Annotated in this window: 12 protein-coding genes; all 12 read left to right on the top strand. The window is 42.5% G+C overall.

The annotated features are described in order from the left end of the window. Positions 1 to 382 precede the first annotated feature (382 nt). The gene (locus KKZ03_RS08275; RefSeq protein WP_243221032.1) at positions 383 to 1,540 is read left to right on the top strand and encodes a sugar transferase; all 1,158 of its coding nucleotides are present in this window, start codon (positions 383 to 385) and stop codon (positions 1,538 to 1,540) included. 431 nt (positions 1,541 to 1,971) lie between these two features. Further along, positions 1,972 to 2,448, top strand: coding sequence for an acyltransferase (locus KKZ03_RS08270; RefSeq protein WP_243221031.1), 477 nt, complete (start codon positions 1,972 to 1,974; stop codon positions 2,446 to 2,448). Between the two features lie 118 nt (positions 2,449 to 2,566). Next, entirely contained in the window at positions 2,567 to 3,610 is a 1,044-nt protein-coding gene (locus tag KKZ03_RS08265) for a Gfo/Idh/MocA family protein (RefSeq protein ID WP_243221030.1), read from the top strand. After that, a complete protein-coding gene (locus tag KKZ03_RS08260; protein WP_243221029.1) occupies positions 3,607 to 4,719 on the top strand; it encodes a DegT/DnrJ/EryC1/StrS aminotransferase family protein in 1,113 nt (370 codons plus the stop codon). Before KKZ03_RS08265 ends, KKZ03_RS08260 begins: the two co-directional genes overlap by 4 nt. A 293-nt stretch (positions 4,720 to 5,012) precedes the next feature. Then, a complete protein-coding gene (locus tag KKZ03_RS08255) occupies positions 5,013 to 9,239 on the top strand; it encodes a DUF2341 domain-containing protein (RefSeq protein ID WP_243221028.1) in 4,227 nt (1,408 codons plus the stop codon). Positions 9,240 to 9,409: 170 nt separating this feature from the next. Beyond that, a complete protein-coding gene (locus KKZ03_RS08250) occupies positions 9,410 to 10,219 on the top strand; it encodes a glycosyltransferase family 32 protein (protein WP_243221027.1) in 810 nt (269 codons plus the stop codon). An 83-nt stretch (positions 10,220 to 10,302) separates the two neighbouring features. After that, positions 10,303 to 10,563, top strand: a complete 261-nt coding sequence (locus KKZ03_RS08245) for a hypothetical protein (protein WP_243221026.1) — start codon at positions 10,303 to 10,305, stop codon at positions 10,561 to 10,563. A gap of 66 nt (positions 10,564 to 10,629) precedes the next feature. Then, positions 10,630 to 12,243, top strand: a complete 1,614-nt coding sequence (locus tag KKZ03_RS08240; RefSeq protein WP_243221025.1) for an oligosaccharide flippase family protein — start codon at positions 10,630 to 10,632, stop codon at positions 12,241 to 12,243. A 208-nt stretch (positions 12,244 to 12,451) separates the two neighbouring features. Next, complete coding sequence (locus KKZ03_RS08235; RefSeq protein ID WP_243221024.1) at positions 12,452 to 14,209, top strand: lipopolysaccharide biosynthesis protein; 1,758 nt, start codon at positions 12,452 to 12,454, stop codon at positions 14,207 to 14,209. Beyond that, positions 14,209 to 14,970 (top strand): CpsD/CapB family tyrosine-protein kinase, encoded by a 762-nt coding sequence (locus KKZ03_RS08230; RefSeq protein ID WP_243221023.1) that lies wholly within the window; start codon positions 14,209 to 14,211, stop codon positions 14,968 to 14,970. The genes KKZ03_RS08235 and KKZ03_RS08230 overlap by 1 nt, the downstream gene beginning before the upstream one ends. Positions 14,971 to 15,023: 53 nt before the next feature. Further along, the gene (locus KKZ03_RS08225; protein WP_243221022.1) at positions 15,024 to 16,079 is read left to right on the top strand and encodes a DUF354 domain-containing protein; all 1,056 of its coding nucleotides are present in this window, start codon (positions 15,024 to 15,026) and stop codon (positions 16,077 to 16,079) included. Between the two features lie 292 nt (positions 16,080 to 16,371). Further along, on the top strand, positions 16,372 to 17,304 hold the full coding sequence (locus KKZ03_RS08220) for a glycosyltransferase (RefSeq protein ID WP_243221021.1): 933 nt from the start codon (positions 16,372 to 16,374) through the stop codon (positions 17,302 to 17,304). Positions 17,305 to 17,462 lie beyond the last annotated feature (158 nt).

Genomic DNA, 17,462 nt, shown 5'->3' with positions numbered 1-17,462 from the left:
AAAACAAATATCATTTTTCAATATTATTCAAAAAACAAACCCATAAAATAGCGGGGCGTAAATCAAGCACACAAAATCTAAAATGATAAAAAACAGAAGTGAGTAAGTAGACCTGATCATCAAGAAATCTCAGTCATGTTGGTTTAAATGCGGAAGCCTGTCTAAACTTTAAAATTACGCTAAAGTTATCACGCATAATTCTGAATTTCGGCTTCCCTGCAGGTATAACGACGTTTTATTGCAGACTGAAGCACTCGGGTAATCAGGTAATTAGAAAAGCAGGTAAATAATATCGGCCTGTTTATGTTAAAAAAATGCTTTAAACAAACAGGTAACTAAAAAATCATAAACAAGTTCTTGGAACTTGCAGGATTTGGATTATATGAAACCACATAGCATTGAAATGAAAATAAAAAATACCGGCTCTTTCCTGGAAGAATTTGAACCATCGTCCGCTCTGCCGAATAATTCGAGCCAATATCGGATTGCTTCCGATGAGCTATTTTTCGATTCATATTTTATTGACCAGTTACGTCTTGAGAAGCTTAGGGCGCAACGGTCCAAGTCCACGCTATCAATTATCTTACTGACCCTTGAAAAAGAGACCGAAAGCGAAGCCGTTAATATGAAAAACATCTTGGATATCATTCGAAAAAAGATTCGAGATACCGACATTAGCGGCTTTGTCAATAATCGAACTATAGGAGTCCTTCTTCCTCATACTGACGAAAAAGGCGCGAAAGAACTCTGTGAAAAATTAGTTAATGGCAATAAAAAGCCACAATTTTCTGCGACTACCTCAAGTTATCCTGATCATATTTTTGAAAGCCTTGAAAAAATTGGCTCTATTCGGCCAGATGCTTTCCCTTTTAAGTTAAAGAATTCAAAAAGCAGTTCATGGTTTAAATTACTATTAAAAAGAGGCGTCGACATCATAGGTTCGATTATCGGTATCATTATTTTCCTGCCGGTTATGTTAGTAACAGCATTGGCTGTTAAAGCAACATCACCGGGCCCCATGATTTTCAGGCAAATCCGATTGGGCAGACAAGGCACTCCTTTCAACTTTTACAAATTTCGCTCCATGCAGGTGAATTTGGATGACAAAATACACCGTGAATACATCCACAATTTTATTAAAGGTAGCCACACTAAAGTCAATCAGGGGGATACGGAAAAACCATTCTATAAAATTAAATCGGATCCCAGAATAACCAAGGTTGGAAGATTCATTCGAAAAACCAGTATTGATGAATTGCCGCAGTTTTTTAATGTATTAAAGGGGGATATGAGCCTGGTTGGACCGAGGCCACCTCTTCCTTACGAAGTCGAGAAATACCAAGCGTGGCATCTCCAGCGAATACTTGAGATGAAACCAGGTATTACAGGGCTTTGGCAAGTAGAAGGTCGAAGCAAGACCGAATGGGATGATTCGGTGAGGCTCGATATTCGGTATATTCAGAACTGGTCTCTTCTATTGGATATAAATATATTATTCAGAACGATTGAGACTGTTTTAAAGTGCAGAGGTGGGGTGTAATCCATACACCGTATGGTTTAATTCTAACTACAGTCAATGCTGAGTTTAAATCCGACAACCTGGCAATTTTTACAGTCAGTTAGTTGCTAGTCGTTAACTATTTTTTATCTACCGATGATATTTCGATGCTTGAAAGCAAAGACAACTGATTTTTTTTGTTAGATATGTAAGCATCAGCTGTCAGTATTTTTACGTAGGTACTTATACCAATTGTTTAGTTGGTTTAAAAAACTATAATTTAAGACAATACCGAATTTGTTAACAAATAACATTTTCAGATGATTTATGGGGAATCGTTAACCATAAAGCAATAAGTTTGATCTATACTTTAAAATGAAAAATTTAAAAATAATGTTAATTATGGATAATTGGATAACCCCATGTATAACTTAACCCTGCTATTGACCCGTTACCTTCGGAGCAAGTAATCAATGATAAACCAAGATGTTCAGTTAGGTGAAGGTGTCGTTATATTTCACCCCGATCTCGTTAACCTGTATGGTTGCAAAATTGGCGCTGATACCAAGATTGGCACCTTTGTGGAAATACAGAAAGGTGCCTCGATTGGTGCCCGATGCAAAATTTCAAGCCACAGCTTCATCTGTGAGGGTGTAGAAATTGAGGAGTGTGTATTCGTAGGCCATGGTGTCATGTTTATTAATGACACCTACCCAAAAGCAGTCGGTGAAGACGGCGAATTACAAACGGAAGCTGATTGGCAATTAATTCGCACCCGCATTAAATCAGGTGCCTCAATCGGCAGTAATGCAACTATCCTGTGCGGCATAACTATCGGAAAAAATGCTCTGATCGGTGCCGGCGCGGTAGTTACCAAGGATGTCCCCGATTATGCAATTGTTGCCGGCGTTCCTGCACGTGTGATTGGACATACACGAACTCAAGAGTAACTAACGATATCTTTGATAGCCGTTCTATCGGTTCTCGCTGTTGCCTGGATTATCAAAACCAAGCAAACATGCCGACATAAATAATACAATTTTTTTATTCGATTTAAGGAAAGCTATCATGATTAAAATAGGCGTTATTGGGTACGGTTACTGGGGTCCTAATTTGGTAAGGAACTTCAGCGAGACCCCGGGAATTAAAGTTGAAAGTGTTGCTGATCTTGATCCGAAAAGACTAGAATTAATGCAGAATCGCTATCCAGGGATTAAGACTACTACGCGTTTTCAGGATCTGATCGAGAATAAAGAAATCGATGCCATTGCAGTGGCGACACCAGTCAGTACCCATTTTGAACTGGGAATGGCTGCCCTCAAGGCTGGCAAGCATTTGTGGATGGAAAAACCCATGACCGAGACATCGATTCAGGCACGCATGCTGGTTGATGAAGCTGAAAAGCGTAAGCTAGTACTCATGGTCGACCATACTTTCCTTTACACTGGTGCGGTATGCAGGATGGGGGATATGGTAAAGGCAGGTGAACTCGGTGATATTCTTTACTACGATTCTACCCGAATCAATCTCGGTTTGTTTCAGCGGGATGTTAACGTCATCTCTGATTTAGCGGTACATGACTTCTCAATTCTTGACTATCTACTCGGAGAACAGCCAATCGCAGTATCTGCTGTGGGTACCAACCACTTTCCCGGCACACCGGAAAACCTGGCCTACCTTACCTTGTTCTATGATTCGGGAATTATCGCGCATATCAATGCCAGTTGGCTGGCACCGGTAAAAGTACGGCAGATACTCATCGGCGGCAGCAAACAAATGATCATTTATGACGATCTTGAACCGAGTGAAAAAATTAAGATTTACGACAAAGGTGTCAGCTTTACCGATGACCCCCGGCAAATTTACGAAATGCGGGTTGGCTACCGCACCGGAGATATGAGAGCTCCCAAGTTGGATGCCAGCGAGGCACTCAGCGTCGAGGGCAAACATTTTGTCGACTGTATTGAAAATGGCAAGACGCCATTAACCGACGGCGCACTAGGCTTGCGAGTAATAAAATTAATCGAAGCCGCTACCCGCTCAATGAACGAGCGTGGCCGATGTGTCGAACTTAACGGCATACATATGCATCAAGGCAGGAAAGTAGCATGATACCGTTCGTCGATCTGAAAACCCAATACACCGAAATTAAAGATGAAGTCAATGCAGCCATTCAAGGTGTATTGGAAAGCTGTCAGTTTACTTTGGGCACCGAAGTAGCCTTATTTGAACAGGAATTTGCCACCTATAGCCAGGCCCAATACGGGATTGGCGTAAACACCGGAACGAGTGCATTACATCTTGCCCTGCTCGCAGCGGGTGTAGGTCAAAACGACGAGGTAATTACCGTCCCCTTTACCTTTGTGGCGACCGTAGCGGCAATTGACTATACCGGTGCCAAGACCGTATTTGTGGATATTGATCCGGGCACTTTCACTATTGATGTAAAGGCAATCGAAAAGGCAATCACCGAAAAAACCAAAGCCATAATTCCTGTGCATCTGTATGGTCAACCGGCGGACATGGATCCTATTCTGGAAATCGCCAAGCGCCATGGTTTGGTAGTCATTGAAGATGCCGCACAGGCTCATGGCGCAGAGTATAAAGGCAAACGTGTAGGTAGCTTGGGTGACATGGGCTGTTTTAGTTTTTATCCCGGCAAAAACCTGGGTGCTTATGGAGAAGGCGGCATGGTGGTAACCAACAATGCCGAATATACCCGCACCATCCGTATGCTGCGTGACTGGGGTGCAGAGCAGAAATATCAGCATGTGCTCAAAGGCTATAACTATCGCATGGAAGGTATTCAGGGTGCGGTGCTAAGAGTCAAACTACGTCACCTGGAAAAATGGACCGAAGCACGGCGAGCAACAGCAGCGCATTACAACGAACTCTTGGCCGATAGCGACGTACAGACACCAGAGGCAATGTCATATGCCCGGCACGTGTATCATATCTATGCGATCCGCACTCGACAAAGAAGCAAATGGCAGCAAACATTAGAAGCCAAAGGTATTCAGACCGGCATCCATTATCCAATTCCCGTGCATCTTTTGCCTGCCTATGCGGACTTGGGCTATACCAAAGGCGATTTCCCCCATTCCGAACAGGCAGCAAATGAAGTTCTTTCGTTGCCTATGCACGCCAATTTAAGCAGAGCGCAATGTGAAGAAGTGAGTGATGCCATTTCAATACTTTCAAGAAAAACAGAATCTGTTTAAATTTAATTCAGAATTTAAAACTCACGAGGGTTATCCGAGAATGGGAAACGTAGCCGGGAGAAGCTTTTTTTAGTCAGATTTTTTGGTCATTCGAGGCGAATAGTTATGCTATTTAACAAAAATGAGCGGAGTATGGCAGAAATAGCTTTTCCGCAGTAGTTTTTCTATTCTCGGACCCCCCTAGCGAATCTGGAAGTGTACTTTCTGAAAAACTATAGGTGTTTCGTATCATGCTAATTTCGTACTTTTGCAAATTACCATTTGTTTTCAAAGTGGCTCTGACAATGCTGCTAATGTCATCCATGCCAGTACAGTCCAATCAGGGCTGGCTTGATACGCAATGGAGCGATCGCAATATCGTTACAGTTATCAACTCAGGAAATACACAACTCAGTAATTTTCAGGTTCATGTTACGTTGGGCAGTACCTTCGACTTTACCAAGACAAACAGTGATGGCAGCGATATACGTTTCACTACTGACGATGGCGTTACCGAGATTTCATTCTGGATAGAAACTTGGGACGCCGTCAATCATACTGCAAGTTTGTGGTTAAAAGCACCAATGGTTCCAGTCGGTGGTATTAATCTTTACATGTACTATGGTAATGCTAACGCTGCAAGTACCTCAAGCGGTGAAACTACTTTCGAGTTTTTTGATGATTTTGAAGTAGACACACCGGCATTTGGCTATTACAACCTTGGTGCTCCCGACACGGTAATGGTCCAGGATCAACCTTGGGAGACAGCAGCACCACATACTATGAGCGTGGTGCAGAACAATAGTGGCGGTTATGCCTACTCCGGTTACTATGGTCTTCAGGCTGACTGCGGCGGTGTTGGTCTGGCCTTAAGTAATGACCTGAAAACCTGGACTAAACAAACTTCCCCTTTATTCCTGAACGGCAGATGGCCTTCTGTCTTAAAAGTCGGCGATATATTCTACATGCTCTATACCAAGGACTTCTGCGCCACAAGTTATATTGTTCTTGCGGAGAGCAGCGATGGCATCAACTTTATTGATGTGAAGACTATTGTAGAATCTGAGGTTGATACGACTAATCAAAACCCCAATCTTTTCTACAATACAAACGACGGCAATTATTATATTTACTGGTTTAATGGCGTAGCATCAAGTAATTACATCCGTGCACGTAGCGCAACTACAATAGAAAACCTGGACGATCCAACTTCAGAGACCATTGTTCTACAAAATAGCCTTATTATGGCACCGACTAATATTTTGGCGGCTCCCAATATGATGTTCCACGATGGAACATACTTCCTGTCTACGGAAAGCCAGGATAGCAACGGGAATTGGACAACACTGGTTTATGGAAGTACAGCACCCACCAGCGGTTTTTTTATTTTGCCGGGTAGTCCAACTTTAGTGGATGGAAGTGCCTGCATGTTTCAGCACATCTTTGGCACTGAACTCCATGAGTACTTCTGCAAACAAAACACGACAACTGGTATCTGGACGCTGGATCACCGCGTTGCGGACATGACTGCCGGACAGACAATAGTCCCGGGACAAAACAGCTTTGACCCAATTAAATGGTTGCCCACTGGAGGCTCTTGGACTATCTCTACCGGTACGACCCAACAGAATGGTACGGTCGGTGGCGTGATGCAGGGCACAATTGGCTTGTCAGCCCGAGAGACACTACACTCCATTTATAATGGCAATGATTATGTAATGGAAGTTTATGGCAAACAAGTTAGCGGACGGTTGTGGGGGGTTGGAATCAGGGCTAAGGATCAGAACAACCTGTACTCCGTCAATCTGTACGATGATCTCAATGGAACAAACAACTTGTATCTGTATGACTGGGTAAATGGAAGTGCCTCGGTGCTTAATAAAACAGCTGTTGGAGTAATAACCCCAAAAGCTTGGCACAAGCTTACGGTGAAAACACATGGCAATGCCATCAATGTTTACAAGAATGATATTTTAACGCTCCAGACTTCATCATCCGAATACGCTACAGGCGCCATAGCACTTTACGGAGAACAGAACACGGTGGCCCAGTTTAACAATTTACTGGTCCGAAAGTATACCGATGTGGAACCCATTGCCATTGTAAATATAGGCACTCCGTTAACAGTAAGTGCACCCCAATTTAGCCCGGGCAGTCTGGTCGGCGGTGGAGTATCTCAAGGAATAGTAATTTTGAGCAGCCCGGCTCCTGTCGGTGGGACGTTAGTATCTCTAAGCAGCAGCGACCCTTTAATGGCGAGCGTACCTGCAACCGTGTTGGTACTGGGTGGTGAGACGAGCGCAACGTTCACGATAAATACCAATCCGACGTTGAGCACGAATCTTTTAAACATTACAGCAACTTATGGGGCTAGCTCTCAAACATCGGTACTGACGGTTACACCGCCACTTGGCGTAAACTGGCTGGACGTTGCATGGACTAACCGTAGTGAGATCGCGATTGTCAACTCAAGCGAAACTGCTCTGAGTAATTTTCAGGTTCATGTAACACTCGATGGTACTTTTGACTTTGCCAAGGCAAAGGCCGATGGCAGTGATGTGCGTTTCACGACTGGTGATGGTTTTACGTTGATTCCATTCTGGCTGGAAACTTGGGATCCTGCCAATCACAAAGCAAGTATGTGGGTGAAGGCCTCAACGATCCCAACAGCAGGTACCACTTTATATATGTACTACGGTAATTCCGTCGTGGCCAGTGCTTCAAACGGAACAGCCACCTTTGAATTTTTTGACAATTTTGATTCCGGATCTACGAACTTCGATCCCGGCAAATGGACTGCGACTGGTGGCACATGGACTGTTGCCGCTGCAGCTGTCCAACAGGATGGCACGATTGGCGCTGTAATGCAGGGCAGCATTGGCAGCAGTGTCAGGCAAGCACTTCGTTCCACGTACACAGGAACTGATTATGTCCTGGAGGCCTACGGCAAGCAACTGAGCGGACGATTATGGGGTCTTGGAGTACAAAGCGCTGATCAGAATAATCTGTACTCCATTAATCTGTATGAAGATATCGATGGAGCAAACAATTTGTATGCCTATGACTGGGTAAACGGAAGTGCCTCGGTACTTAATAAATCAGCAGTTGGCGTTATTAATCCTAATGCCTGGTACAAGCTTGCAGTAAAAGCTCATGGCAATGCCATAGAGGTATACAAAGATGGTGTTTTAACGCTCCAGACCTCATCACCTGATTTCGCTGCGGGTGCCGTAGCGCTTTACGGTGAACAGAATACAGTGGCTCAGTTTAACAATGTACTGGTGCGCAAATATGCCAGTGTGGAACCTACGGTAACGGTAATGGGCTCACCATTGACAGTAAATTCACTCCAGCTGAACCCTGCTAATCTGGTAGGTGGAGGAGTATCCCAAGGAACAGTGGTTTTGAGCGGAGTTGCTCCAAGCGGCGGAGTAGTGATAGCGCTAAACAGCAGCAACCCATTGGCGGTGAATGTCCCGGCAACCGTGGCAGTGCCAAGCGGTGCATCCAGTGCCAGCTTCACAATGAATACATCCGTGGTATCAAGCCCTGCTTTGGTGACAATTTCCAGCGGTTACGGTGGAAGCTCCCAAACAGCTACCATAACGATCAATGCCCAGCCTGTTGAAGGCTGGCTTGATCCGGCGTGGAATAGCCGCAGTGCAGTTACGGTTGTCAACCCAAGCGGCACTGATCTGAGTAATTTTCAGGTTCATGTGATACTTGATAATACTTTTGACTTCACCAAAGCAAATAATGATGGCAGTGATGTCCGCTTCACAACTAGTGATGGCTTTACTCTGGTTCCATTCTGGGTGGAGACTTGGGATGCTGTCAATCACAAGGCAAGTGTGTGGGTGAAGGCACCAACGGTTCCAACAGCAGGAACTACTTTATATATGTACTATGGCAATTTTGTCACTACCAGTGCTTCAAACGGAACGGCGACCTTCGAGTTCTTTGACGACTTTGATTCCGGATCTACAAACTTCGATACAGGTAAATGGGCTGCGACTGCCGGCACATGGGCTATCGCCAATACAACTACCCAACAGAACGGCACAACCGGTGGTGTGCTACAGGGCACTATTGGCAATAGTCTCAGGCAGGCACTACGTTCCACCTACACAGGTAGCGATTATGTCTTGGAAGCCTATGGTAAACAAGTCAGCGGACGGGTAATGGGTCTTGGTGTACGTAGCACTGATCAAAATAACCTGTATTCCATAAATCTTTATGAGGATCTTGATGGAACCAACAACCTGTATGCCTATGACTGGGTTAGCGGGAATGCCTCGACACTCAACAATGCAGCGGTTGGAGTAGTTAATATCAACGCCTGGTACAAACTCGGCGTGAGAGTACATGGCAGTGCCATTGATGTTTACAAGGATGATGTTTTGATGCTTCAGACCTCGTCTTCCCGTTACATTGCGGGTGCAATAGCGCTATACGGGGAACAAAATACGGTGGCTCAGTTCAACAACGTGCTGGTGCGCAAGTATGCCAGTGTGGAACCTACTACGACTGTCACGCCTTAAACCTAAGATTGATATCTTAAATGAAAAATAGTGTCGAAAAGCCTGTTAACTTAAAGGCAAAGGAAACCTTGTTTTAATGTTTCCAATTCTATTATTCAAGGTAGCGTTACTTGAGAACTGATCGACTAAAGGAGTAAAACGACAATGATAAATTCTGATGAGCAAGTGAAATGACATTAATTATTTCTAATGAGGAAAACAATATTCCTCAAGTAATTCACTGTTGCTGGTTTGGTGGTAAAGAGATGCCAACGCTTGCCAAAAGCTGTATGGATTCTTGGCGAGTCCATTTAAAAAACTGGAAGATAATAGTTTGGAATGAAGATAACTTTGATATTGGTATGAATAATTTTGTAAAACAGGCATACCAAGAAAAGAAGTACGCATTTGTATCAGACTACGTCCGTGCATGGGCTCTTTATAATCATGGAGGTGTTTATCTTGATACCGATGTGGAAGTTAAAGACCCACTGGATAGTTTTCTAAAATACGGTGCATTTACCGGCTTCGAAATTTTAGAAAAACCTTTTACTGCTGTTTGGGGAAGCACTGCCGGACATGGGCTTGCTGGTGCCGTTCTGAATCGTTATGAAAGTCGGCCATTTGGGGGTATTAACGAGCCGCCAAATACTGATTGGGTTTCCGAATTAATTATTGAAAAATACGGAATAGACAAGAATCTGGATTCAATGCAGATTGGCATTGATGATCAAGGCTATGAGCTTGCTGTTTTCCCGTCCACCTGTTTCTGCCTTGACTTGCCAAAAAATTATACCTCTCATCATTTTGCCGGATCTTGGTTGCAAGATGAAAATAGACCTTACAAAAAAAGCATACATGCCAGCTATTACCGTTCAGAGTTTCAAAGCCAAGGAAAAATTTCATACCAAGATATGTATGAAATAACCAAACAGCTTTCATTTATCGATATATGCAAAATGTTGAAATTTAAAATTCGAAACGGAATTTTAAACCGATGAAAAATGAGTTAATGCATAGAAAAGAGTCAACTATGAGTTGTCATATACGCCTTACTAGTCAGATTCAGGATATCGTCAACCAAATGTCAAGTATTTTTGGGATTGATCCAGATATGGATTTAAATCTAAAAAAATCCAAGCAATCTTGGGGCCATGTTTTTCAAAAAATATCGGTCGACCTCGTTGAGGACGGATTACGTGTATTGCAAGTTCAGTCTTCGTGGCCTTTGAAAGACAAACGCTTGGCATCCTCACTCCTCACGATACTTCACTTTGCGCCAACAGAAGCTGACAAACCAGATTATCTATCTGATATTGCACGGCGCTCACAATCCGCATGGTGATGGTATGTCTGCCGACAAAGAAGTTAGAGTACTTCATCATTATTTTAAGTTAGGCTTTGGCCCAAGATGAATATATTGACATTAAAAAAGAAAGCAATGTCTCTGAAGGTAACCTCTCCTATGTATGCGCGGCTTTTCTCTGGGGCCGTTTGGTCTTTAGCGGGAATGATCGCAATACGGATATTCTCCATGATATCGACTATCTTCATCGCGCGCTTTCTGGGTCGCGATCAGTATGGTGTTTATGGAATGGTAGACAGCACTATCAGCATGTTCGGACTTTTTGCCGGTTTCGCTATGGGTAGCACCATGACCAAGTATCTGGCTGAATACAGGAGCAAGGATCCCGCGAAGGCAGGAAGGATTCTTAGTCTTACTACCAGTCTATCTTTCCTTACAGCAGCTTTGGTAGCAGCTGGTGTAGCTATATATGCTCCCTGGCTTGCTCAAGAAACATTAAACCGTCCAGAAATTGCACCTTTGTTGCGCGTTGGTTCATTACTCCTTTTTGTTTCGACGATCACAGGTATTCAAACGGGAACTTTAGCCGGCTTTGAAGCATTCAGAAAAGTCGCTCGTATCAGCCTTGTGCAGGGAATTGCTATCCCAGTAATGGCAATACCATTGGTCTATTTTTATGGAGTGATGGGAGCAATAATAGCCTCAGTTGTTGTATCAACAATAGGGTTTATAGCTGCCTCCCTTGCAGTCCGCACGGAATGCGCCAGATACGGTATTCAACGCGATTATTTTAACCTGTCGTCCTTATCGGAAATCAGTATTATCTGGACTTATGCTCTACCTACGGTGCTATCAGCACTCCTTGTTATTCCTGTTACCTGGTTAACAAACTCTATGCTTATAAACCAGCCCAACGGATACGCAGAACTGGGGATATTTAACGCAGCAAACCAATGGCGACAGTTTATTATCTTTATTCCACAAGTCTTGGGGTCGGTCATGCTCCCTATCTTCGCGGAAGCACATGGACAAAAAGATCCTAATGAGTTTCGTAAAGTCGTTTGGATTAACCTTGAATTAACTTGGGTTTTGGCACTGCCGGTTACCGTTTTTGTCATTGCTTTTCGCGGTCCTTTGGTATCTCTATTTGGGACTCAATATAATGCGGCATTGCCTATTATTGATGTACTGATGATCGCAGCATTTTTGAACATTGTTAATACGGTTATAGGAACGGCAATGGCCGGTTCAGGACGCCAATGGGTTGGTATTCTGTTCAACCTGTTATGGGCCTCGATATTAATTGCAGTGACCCGGCTTCTCGTTCCGGAATATGGCAGCATGGGTCTTGCTTTAGCCTATTTTACGGCTTATTTTGTGCACTCAATCTGTCAGATGATTTATGTAGAAAAAATGCTTACTCCATCAATTGATTCAGGACGCTTAAAACTGATTATTTTATCTTTTGTTACACTGGGCTCAATATGCATCTTAAACAGAATAGATTCTCCGCTGGACTTCCTCAAAGGGACAACTATAACACTAGGATCTATAAGCTATTCTATGAGTTTCTTAAGTACTCTTGGCAATACAACTGGATTCTTATACTTTCTGAACGGCGTTATTATAATGGGTAGCTCAGTACCAATATTTGGCGTTGTAAAAAAGGTCTTTATGATGCAAAAGTACTCAACGGAACATTCTGTGAAAATGGTTTAAAACTCAATTTTCTTTTCACGTACCAGGTAGTCTGCCCGGCGACTTGGGTATATCCTTCGCAGGAAATTGCCTTCATAGCCTTTGGCTGTCTTAGTATGACCGGAAAGCAGGAAAGCATCTATTTTGTCATTGTTTTATTAGATCCTGATAGTATCGAAATAATTGACTATACTTATATACAATAGAATGAGTTGTAAACACGTCACTTATGGAACAAAACACTAAATCATTAGCCGATTGCCTTGACCTTGTATATCGACGCAAATATTATCTTGTAGTTACCTGGCTGGTTGTCAGTTTAACGTCATTAATGATTGCCTATAACTTGCCCAAGGTTTATCGCTCAACGGCAACGATACTAATCGAAGCGCCCATTCCAACAAAACTGTTCGAATCGACGGTATCGCAGTTTGCAGACGAACAGATTCAATCAATTTATCAAAGGGTCATGACCACTGATAATGTGCTGTCGATTATCGACTCGAATGGCCTTTATAAGAATACCGACAAGGACTTTACGAATATCAAAAATGATTCTGCCCAATATGAGCTGGCGGAACTGTTCAGGAAAAATACGGAAGTTAAGTTAACCACTTCGTCCTTGGCACCTCAAACTCATTCGGGAATGGCTGAAATTGCTTTTGATATTTCATTTAGTGATATAGAAGCCATCAAGGCACAAGAAATAGCAAGCAAGCTGACCACTTTATTTATTGAACAAAATGACAAGGCTCGAACTCAGCGTGCTGTTAAAGCGACTGATTTCCTCATGGAGGAATCAGAAAAGCTAAGCCGAGAGCTTCAGGAAATTGACAGAAAAATTGCCCAATACAAGCAACAAAACAACTTCAGTTTACCGGAGCAAGTACAAGGGAATCTGGCAGCGATAGACCGAGCCGAAAACGAACTGAGAGACACTGACAACCAAATCCGCAGTACCAAGGAAAGAATTGCTTTTTTATCAGCGGAGTTGGCAAGAGCGCAACAAAATTTACCCGGCAGTCTCGATAGCAAAGCGCCACAAAGCAGGGATGACGCACTAAGAATTATGCGAGCGCAATACCTTAAATTTTCGAGTATTTATTCACCGTCACACCCGTCTGTACTTCGTCTTAAACGTGAAATAAAAGCATTAGATCCTGCCTTTGAAGGTCAATCAACCACAGAAGATCTGGTGAATCAATTAACAGAGGCGAAACGCGAACTTAAAGTACTGGAAAAAACGTATGCCGACAATCATCCGGATATAAACCTGCGCAGAAAGCAAATCGATAAATTGCAACAACAATTAAAAAATACATCGCAGCCCTCAAAACAGGAGCTGGAGTCGATGCTAATACATACTACAAATCCGGCTTATTATGGTGTGGAGCAACAATATAAAAGCAGTCAATTAGAACTTAACCTACTAAAGGAAAAGCAGGATTATTTAAAAGCGAAAGTTGAAAAAATGCAAGCCATGCTCTTAGAGGCTCCTCAAGTTGAGATGGGCTATACCGATTTAATCAGGGATCGGGATAATGCCATAAAAAAATATACCCAGCTAAAAGAAAAATGGCTGGATGCCAAACTGGTTCAAACACTGGAACAGCAACAACAGGGACAAACGCTTACCATCATCGAGCAACCTACCCTTCCTACGCACCCGGAAAAAGCGATCAGAAGAAAAGTGGCCATCGGCGGTATTTTTATCGGTCTCATCGCAGGTTTTGGCGTTGCTTTTCTTGTCGAGTTTATAACGCCTGGTATAAGAGGCTATAGGGCAATAAGCGAAATCACCGGTCTAATGCCGTTAGTCGTAATTCCTTACATAGAAGCCCCATTCGAGCTGGCAGAGCGACTCGTTAAGCAAGCTAAAATGAAAAAAATCATGGTCTGGACGGGCGTAACCTTAATTCTGCTGACTACAGTTGTCATATGCATCTACTCCATTCCGTTAGCGGAAACCTTTCTGAGGAGCAATTAATGATGAATCTTACTGATGAACACCCGCTCGAATCGATCCGCTATACAACAACCAAAACGACTATTCTTGATCCGGAAATGCTGCGAAATAATCGCGTTATTATGGGCCTCTACAACGATCCAAGAGCAGATATATTTCGTGTGCTTCGAACCAATATCCTCAGACAGCTTCGGGAGAATAACTGGAACAGCTTTGCCATAACAAGCGCAACGTTAGGTGCAGGAAAAACATTTGTCTCAGTAAATCTTGCGATTGCCATAGCAATGGAGGGAAATCAAAGTGTTCTGCTTGTTGATGCTGATCTCAGACGCCCAAGTCTACACAAATATCTGGGTCTCCAAGAGGAATTGGGGCTTGCCGATTATCTGAAAGGAGAGATATCTTTAGAAGACATCTTAATCAATCCAGGCATTGAGCGCCTCGTTATTTTACCTGGGACTAGCTCCAACAATAATGCTTCAGAATTTATTTCATCACGAAAAATGGTCAATCTCATTAAGGAGATTAAATCACGTTATGAATCACGGATAATTATTTTCGATATTCCTCCACTTTTTGCAGCGGATGACGCTTTGTTATTTATGCCACATATTGATGCTGCTTTACTTGTTGTCGAGGATGGTAAAAACACTACCAATGAACTGCAACATTCCATGTACATTCTGGAGCAAACAAACCTGCTTGGTTTGGTTGTCAACAAGTCAAGACAGCCAATTCCAACTTATCAGTATGGATATGCAAACGAGCCTGTTCTTACTTGAGTGCTGATTTTGATAGCTATACTTTTATTTTTTAAAATATGACTAATACCACGATGAAAATTTGGATTGATCTCGATAATACGCCGCATGTCCCTTTTTTCAAACCTATAATACGGGAATTGGAAATCAAGGGGTATAGTGTGGTAACTACTGCTCGTGATGCTTTTCAGGTTTGCGAATTAGCGACTCTTTACGGCTTATCCCATAAAAAGGTAGGCAAGCATTACGGTAAAAACCCAATTTTTAAAGTGCTGGGGCTTTGCTGGCGCAGCTTACAACTATTACCATTTATCATTCGTGAAAAACCCGCGATAGGTCTGTCTCACGGTTCTCGATCGCAAATTCTGTTATGCAACTTGCTACGAATTCCGACCGTGATGATTATGGATTATGAACATGCACAAACTCCATTATTATTACAGCCACGTTGGGAAATTATTCCGGAAGCGCTCGCTGATGAAAGCTTGCAATGTAAAACAAAAGACAGGATTTTAAGCTACGAGGGCATCAAGGAAGATGTTTATGCGCCCGAGTTCAAGCCTGACTCAAGTATCGCCGCCCTGCTAAATCTTAACGCCGATAACATTATCGTGACCGTTCGCCCCCCGGCAAACGAGGCACACTATCATAATCCGGAAAGTGATGAACTTTTCACTGCATTCATGCAACGGGTATGTGCTATATCAGCAATTACAGTAATACTTCTGCCAAGAAACAAGCTTCAGGAAACGCAAATACGAAAAAACTGGCCTCAGTGGTTTAAAGACGACAAAGTGATTATACCCAAGCAGGCCGTTAACGGTCTTAATCTGCTTTGGCATTCCGATCTTGTCGTAAGCGGTGGAGGAACCATGAATCGTGAGGCAGCAGCGCTGGGCGTTCCGGTTTACAGCATCTTTCGCGGTAAAAGTGGCGCGGTCGATCGCCAACTACAAAAGGAAGGGAGATTAGTGCTGATCGAAAACATTAATGAGGTTAACAACAAAATTCTGCTTCAGCATCGAAGTAAAGAATTTAACCCTACGGATTTAAAGCTTGGAAAAACCCTCAACAGCATAATTTCGCATATTGACGGGATAATAATGAAAGAGCGTTGTTCCAGTTATTAATATACAAGTCTTTCAAGAGTTAACCGTCCAACTTAATGGCACAATAAGCTAATAGAGTTAGAAATATCCAGTTACAAATGCCTCACTTTAAATAGATAAAATCTTCTTTTCCCCTATAGAGGAAAATCGATAAAAATATTGTATTTAGTGAACATTAATTTATCACAACAGGTATTTATAAATCGTTTAATGTCTATACTATTAAGCTTGGATGTAGCTAGCCGACTGGCTCTAAGGGACGCGAAAAAGACTAACGTACTGCTTATAGGAATATAGTTAATGGAGAGCATTTGTGATATCGGTAATTGTATGCACATATAATAGAGCGCCTGTTTTACAGAGAATGCTGGAAAGCTTTTTCAAGCAAGAATATTTGGATTATATCGATTATGAGATTCTGATTGTCGATAACAACTCTCAAGATGAAACAAAATCAATCGTCGAAGAATATTTGCAGAAACGTGAATGTCGATATGTTTTTGAGTCTAAACAAGGCTTAAGTTTAGCGCGTAACCGAGGAGTTTTTGATACTACGGGAGAAATTGTAGCCTTTTTGGATGATGATGTAATTGTTGATAAATATTGGCTCAAGAGCCTGAATGAATGCTATCAGGAGACTAATGCCGATGTAGTGGGAGGCAGGGCATATTTAATAATGGAAAATGATCCTCCGGAATGGCTAGGGCCATATTTTAAGATTCTTTTATCAGAAGTTGATTTTGGTGATAATCGTCAACTACTTGATACAGGCATTGGTCTGTGGGGGCTGAACTTATCTTTTCGTCGATCGGCCCTGAGTGATGCTGGCGGATTTGATGCAAAGTTGGGACGCGTCGGTACACAACTAATTTGCGCAGAAGAGTCAGTCGTAATTGAAAGGCTTGCTATTCAAAAGAAACTGATTTTTTATGAACCAAAAGCAATAGTCGGACATATCATCGGAGCAGAGAGACTGGAATGGGATTACTTCTTAAAACTTGCAGTCGGTCAGGGAAAGACTAAGGATTTGATAGAGCCTCAACGCGGTATATGTTGGCAATTACTAAGGGTAGCGCGGTCACTACTTGATTATGGAACATCGATTATGCAGGAAATAAATACAAATAAATCAAATTCAAATAGCTATGAAAAGAAGCTTGCAAAGTGGCAGGCGGAATCAAAAAAGTACTATTTAATAGCCCGATGGAAGCACCTTTTTAAATTACAAATCGCGTTTGTAAAATAGATTTTTTACCAGGTTCTTTTAGCGTTACAAAATGTACAAATCAATGGGTATTGCGATGTAGTTAATAAAGTGTGGTATCCAGATTATGCGATACCATTCATGAGCGCTAATCCATACCGGATGGCAATTAAAAAACAGTGATTTAAGTTATCTAATTA

Origin of the sequence: Methylobacter sp. S3L5C, from assembly GCF_022788635.1 — a bacterium.
Classification (GTDB): Bacteria; Pseudomonadota; Gammaproteobacteria; order Methylococcales; family Methylomonadaceae; genus Methylobacter_C.
The sequence above is the reverse complement of the archived record's forward strand: the minus strand, read 5'-3'. Positions and strand labels throughout refer to the sequence as shown.

Excerpts from the sequence above, each read along its gene's own strand:
- KKZ03_RS08275 (WP_243221032.1), top strand. The coding sequence starts at position 383 with ATGAAACCACATAGCATTGAAATGAAAATAAAAAATACCGGCTCTTTC.
- KKZ03_RS08270 (WP_243221031.1), top strand. The coding sequence starts at position 1,972 with ATGATAAACCAAGATGTTCAGTTAGGTGAAGGTGTCGTTATATTTCAC.
- KKZ03_RS08265 (WP_243221030.1), top strand. The coding sequence starts at position 2,567 with ATGATTAAAATAGGCGTTATTGGGTACGGTTACTGGGGTCCTAATTTG.
- KKZ03_RS08260 (WP_243221029.1), top strand. The coding sequence starts at position 3,607 with ATGATACCGTTCGTCGATCTGAAAACCCAATACACCGAAATTAAAGAT.
- KKZ03_RS08255 (WP_243221028.1), top strand. The coding sequence starts at position 5,013 with ATGTCATCCATGCCAGTACAGTCCAATCAGGGCTGGCTTGATACGCAA.
- KKZ03_RS08250 (WP_243221027.1), top strand. The coding sequence starts at position 9,410 with ATGACATTAATTATTTCTAATGAGGAAAACAATATTCCTCAAGTAATT.
- KKZ03_RS08245 (WP_243221026.1), top strand. The coding sequence starts at position 10,303 with ATGTCAAGTATTTTTGGGATTGATCCAGATATGGATTTAAATCTAAAA.
- KKZ03_RS08240 (WP_243221025.1), top strand. The coding sequence starts at position 10,630 with ATGAATATATTGACATTAAAAAAGAAAGCAATGTCTCTGAAGGTAACC.
- KKZ03_RS08235 (WP_243221024.1), top strand. The coding sequence starts at position 12,452 with ATGGAACAAAACACTAAATCATTAGCCGATTGCCTTGACCTTGTATAT.
- KKZ03_RS08230 (WP_243221023.1), top strand. The coding sequence starts at position 14,209 with ATGATGAATCTTACTGATGAACACCCGCTCGAATCGATCCGCTATACA.
- KKZ03_RS08225 (WP_243221022.1), top strand. The coding sequence starts at position 15,024 with ATGAAAATTTGGATTGATCTCGATAATACGCCGCATGTCCCTTTTTTC.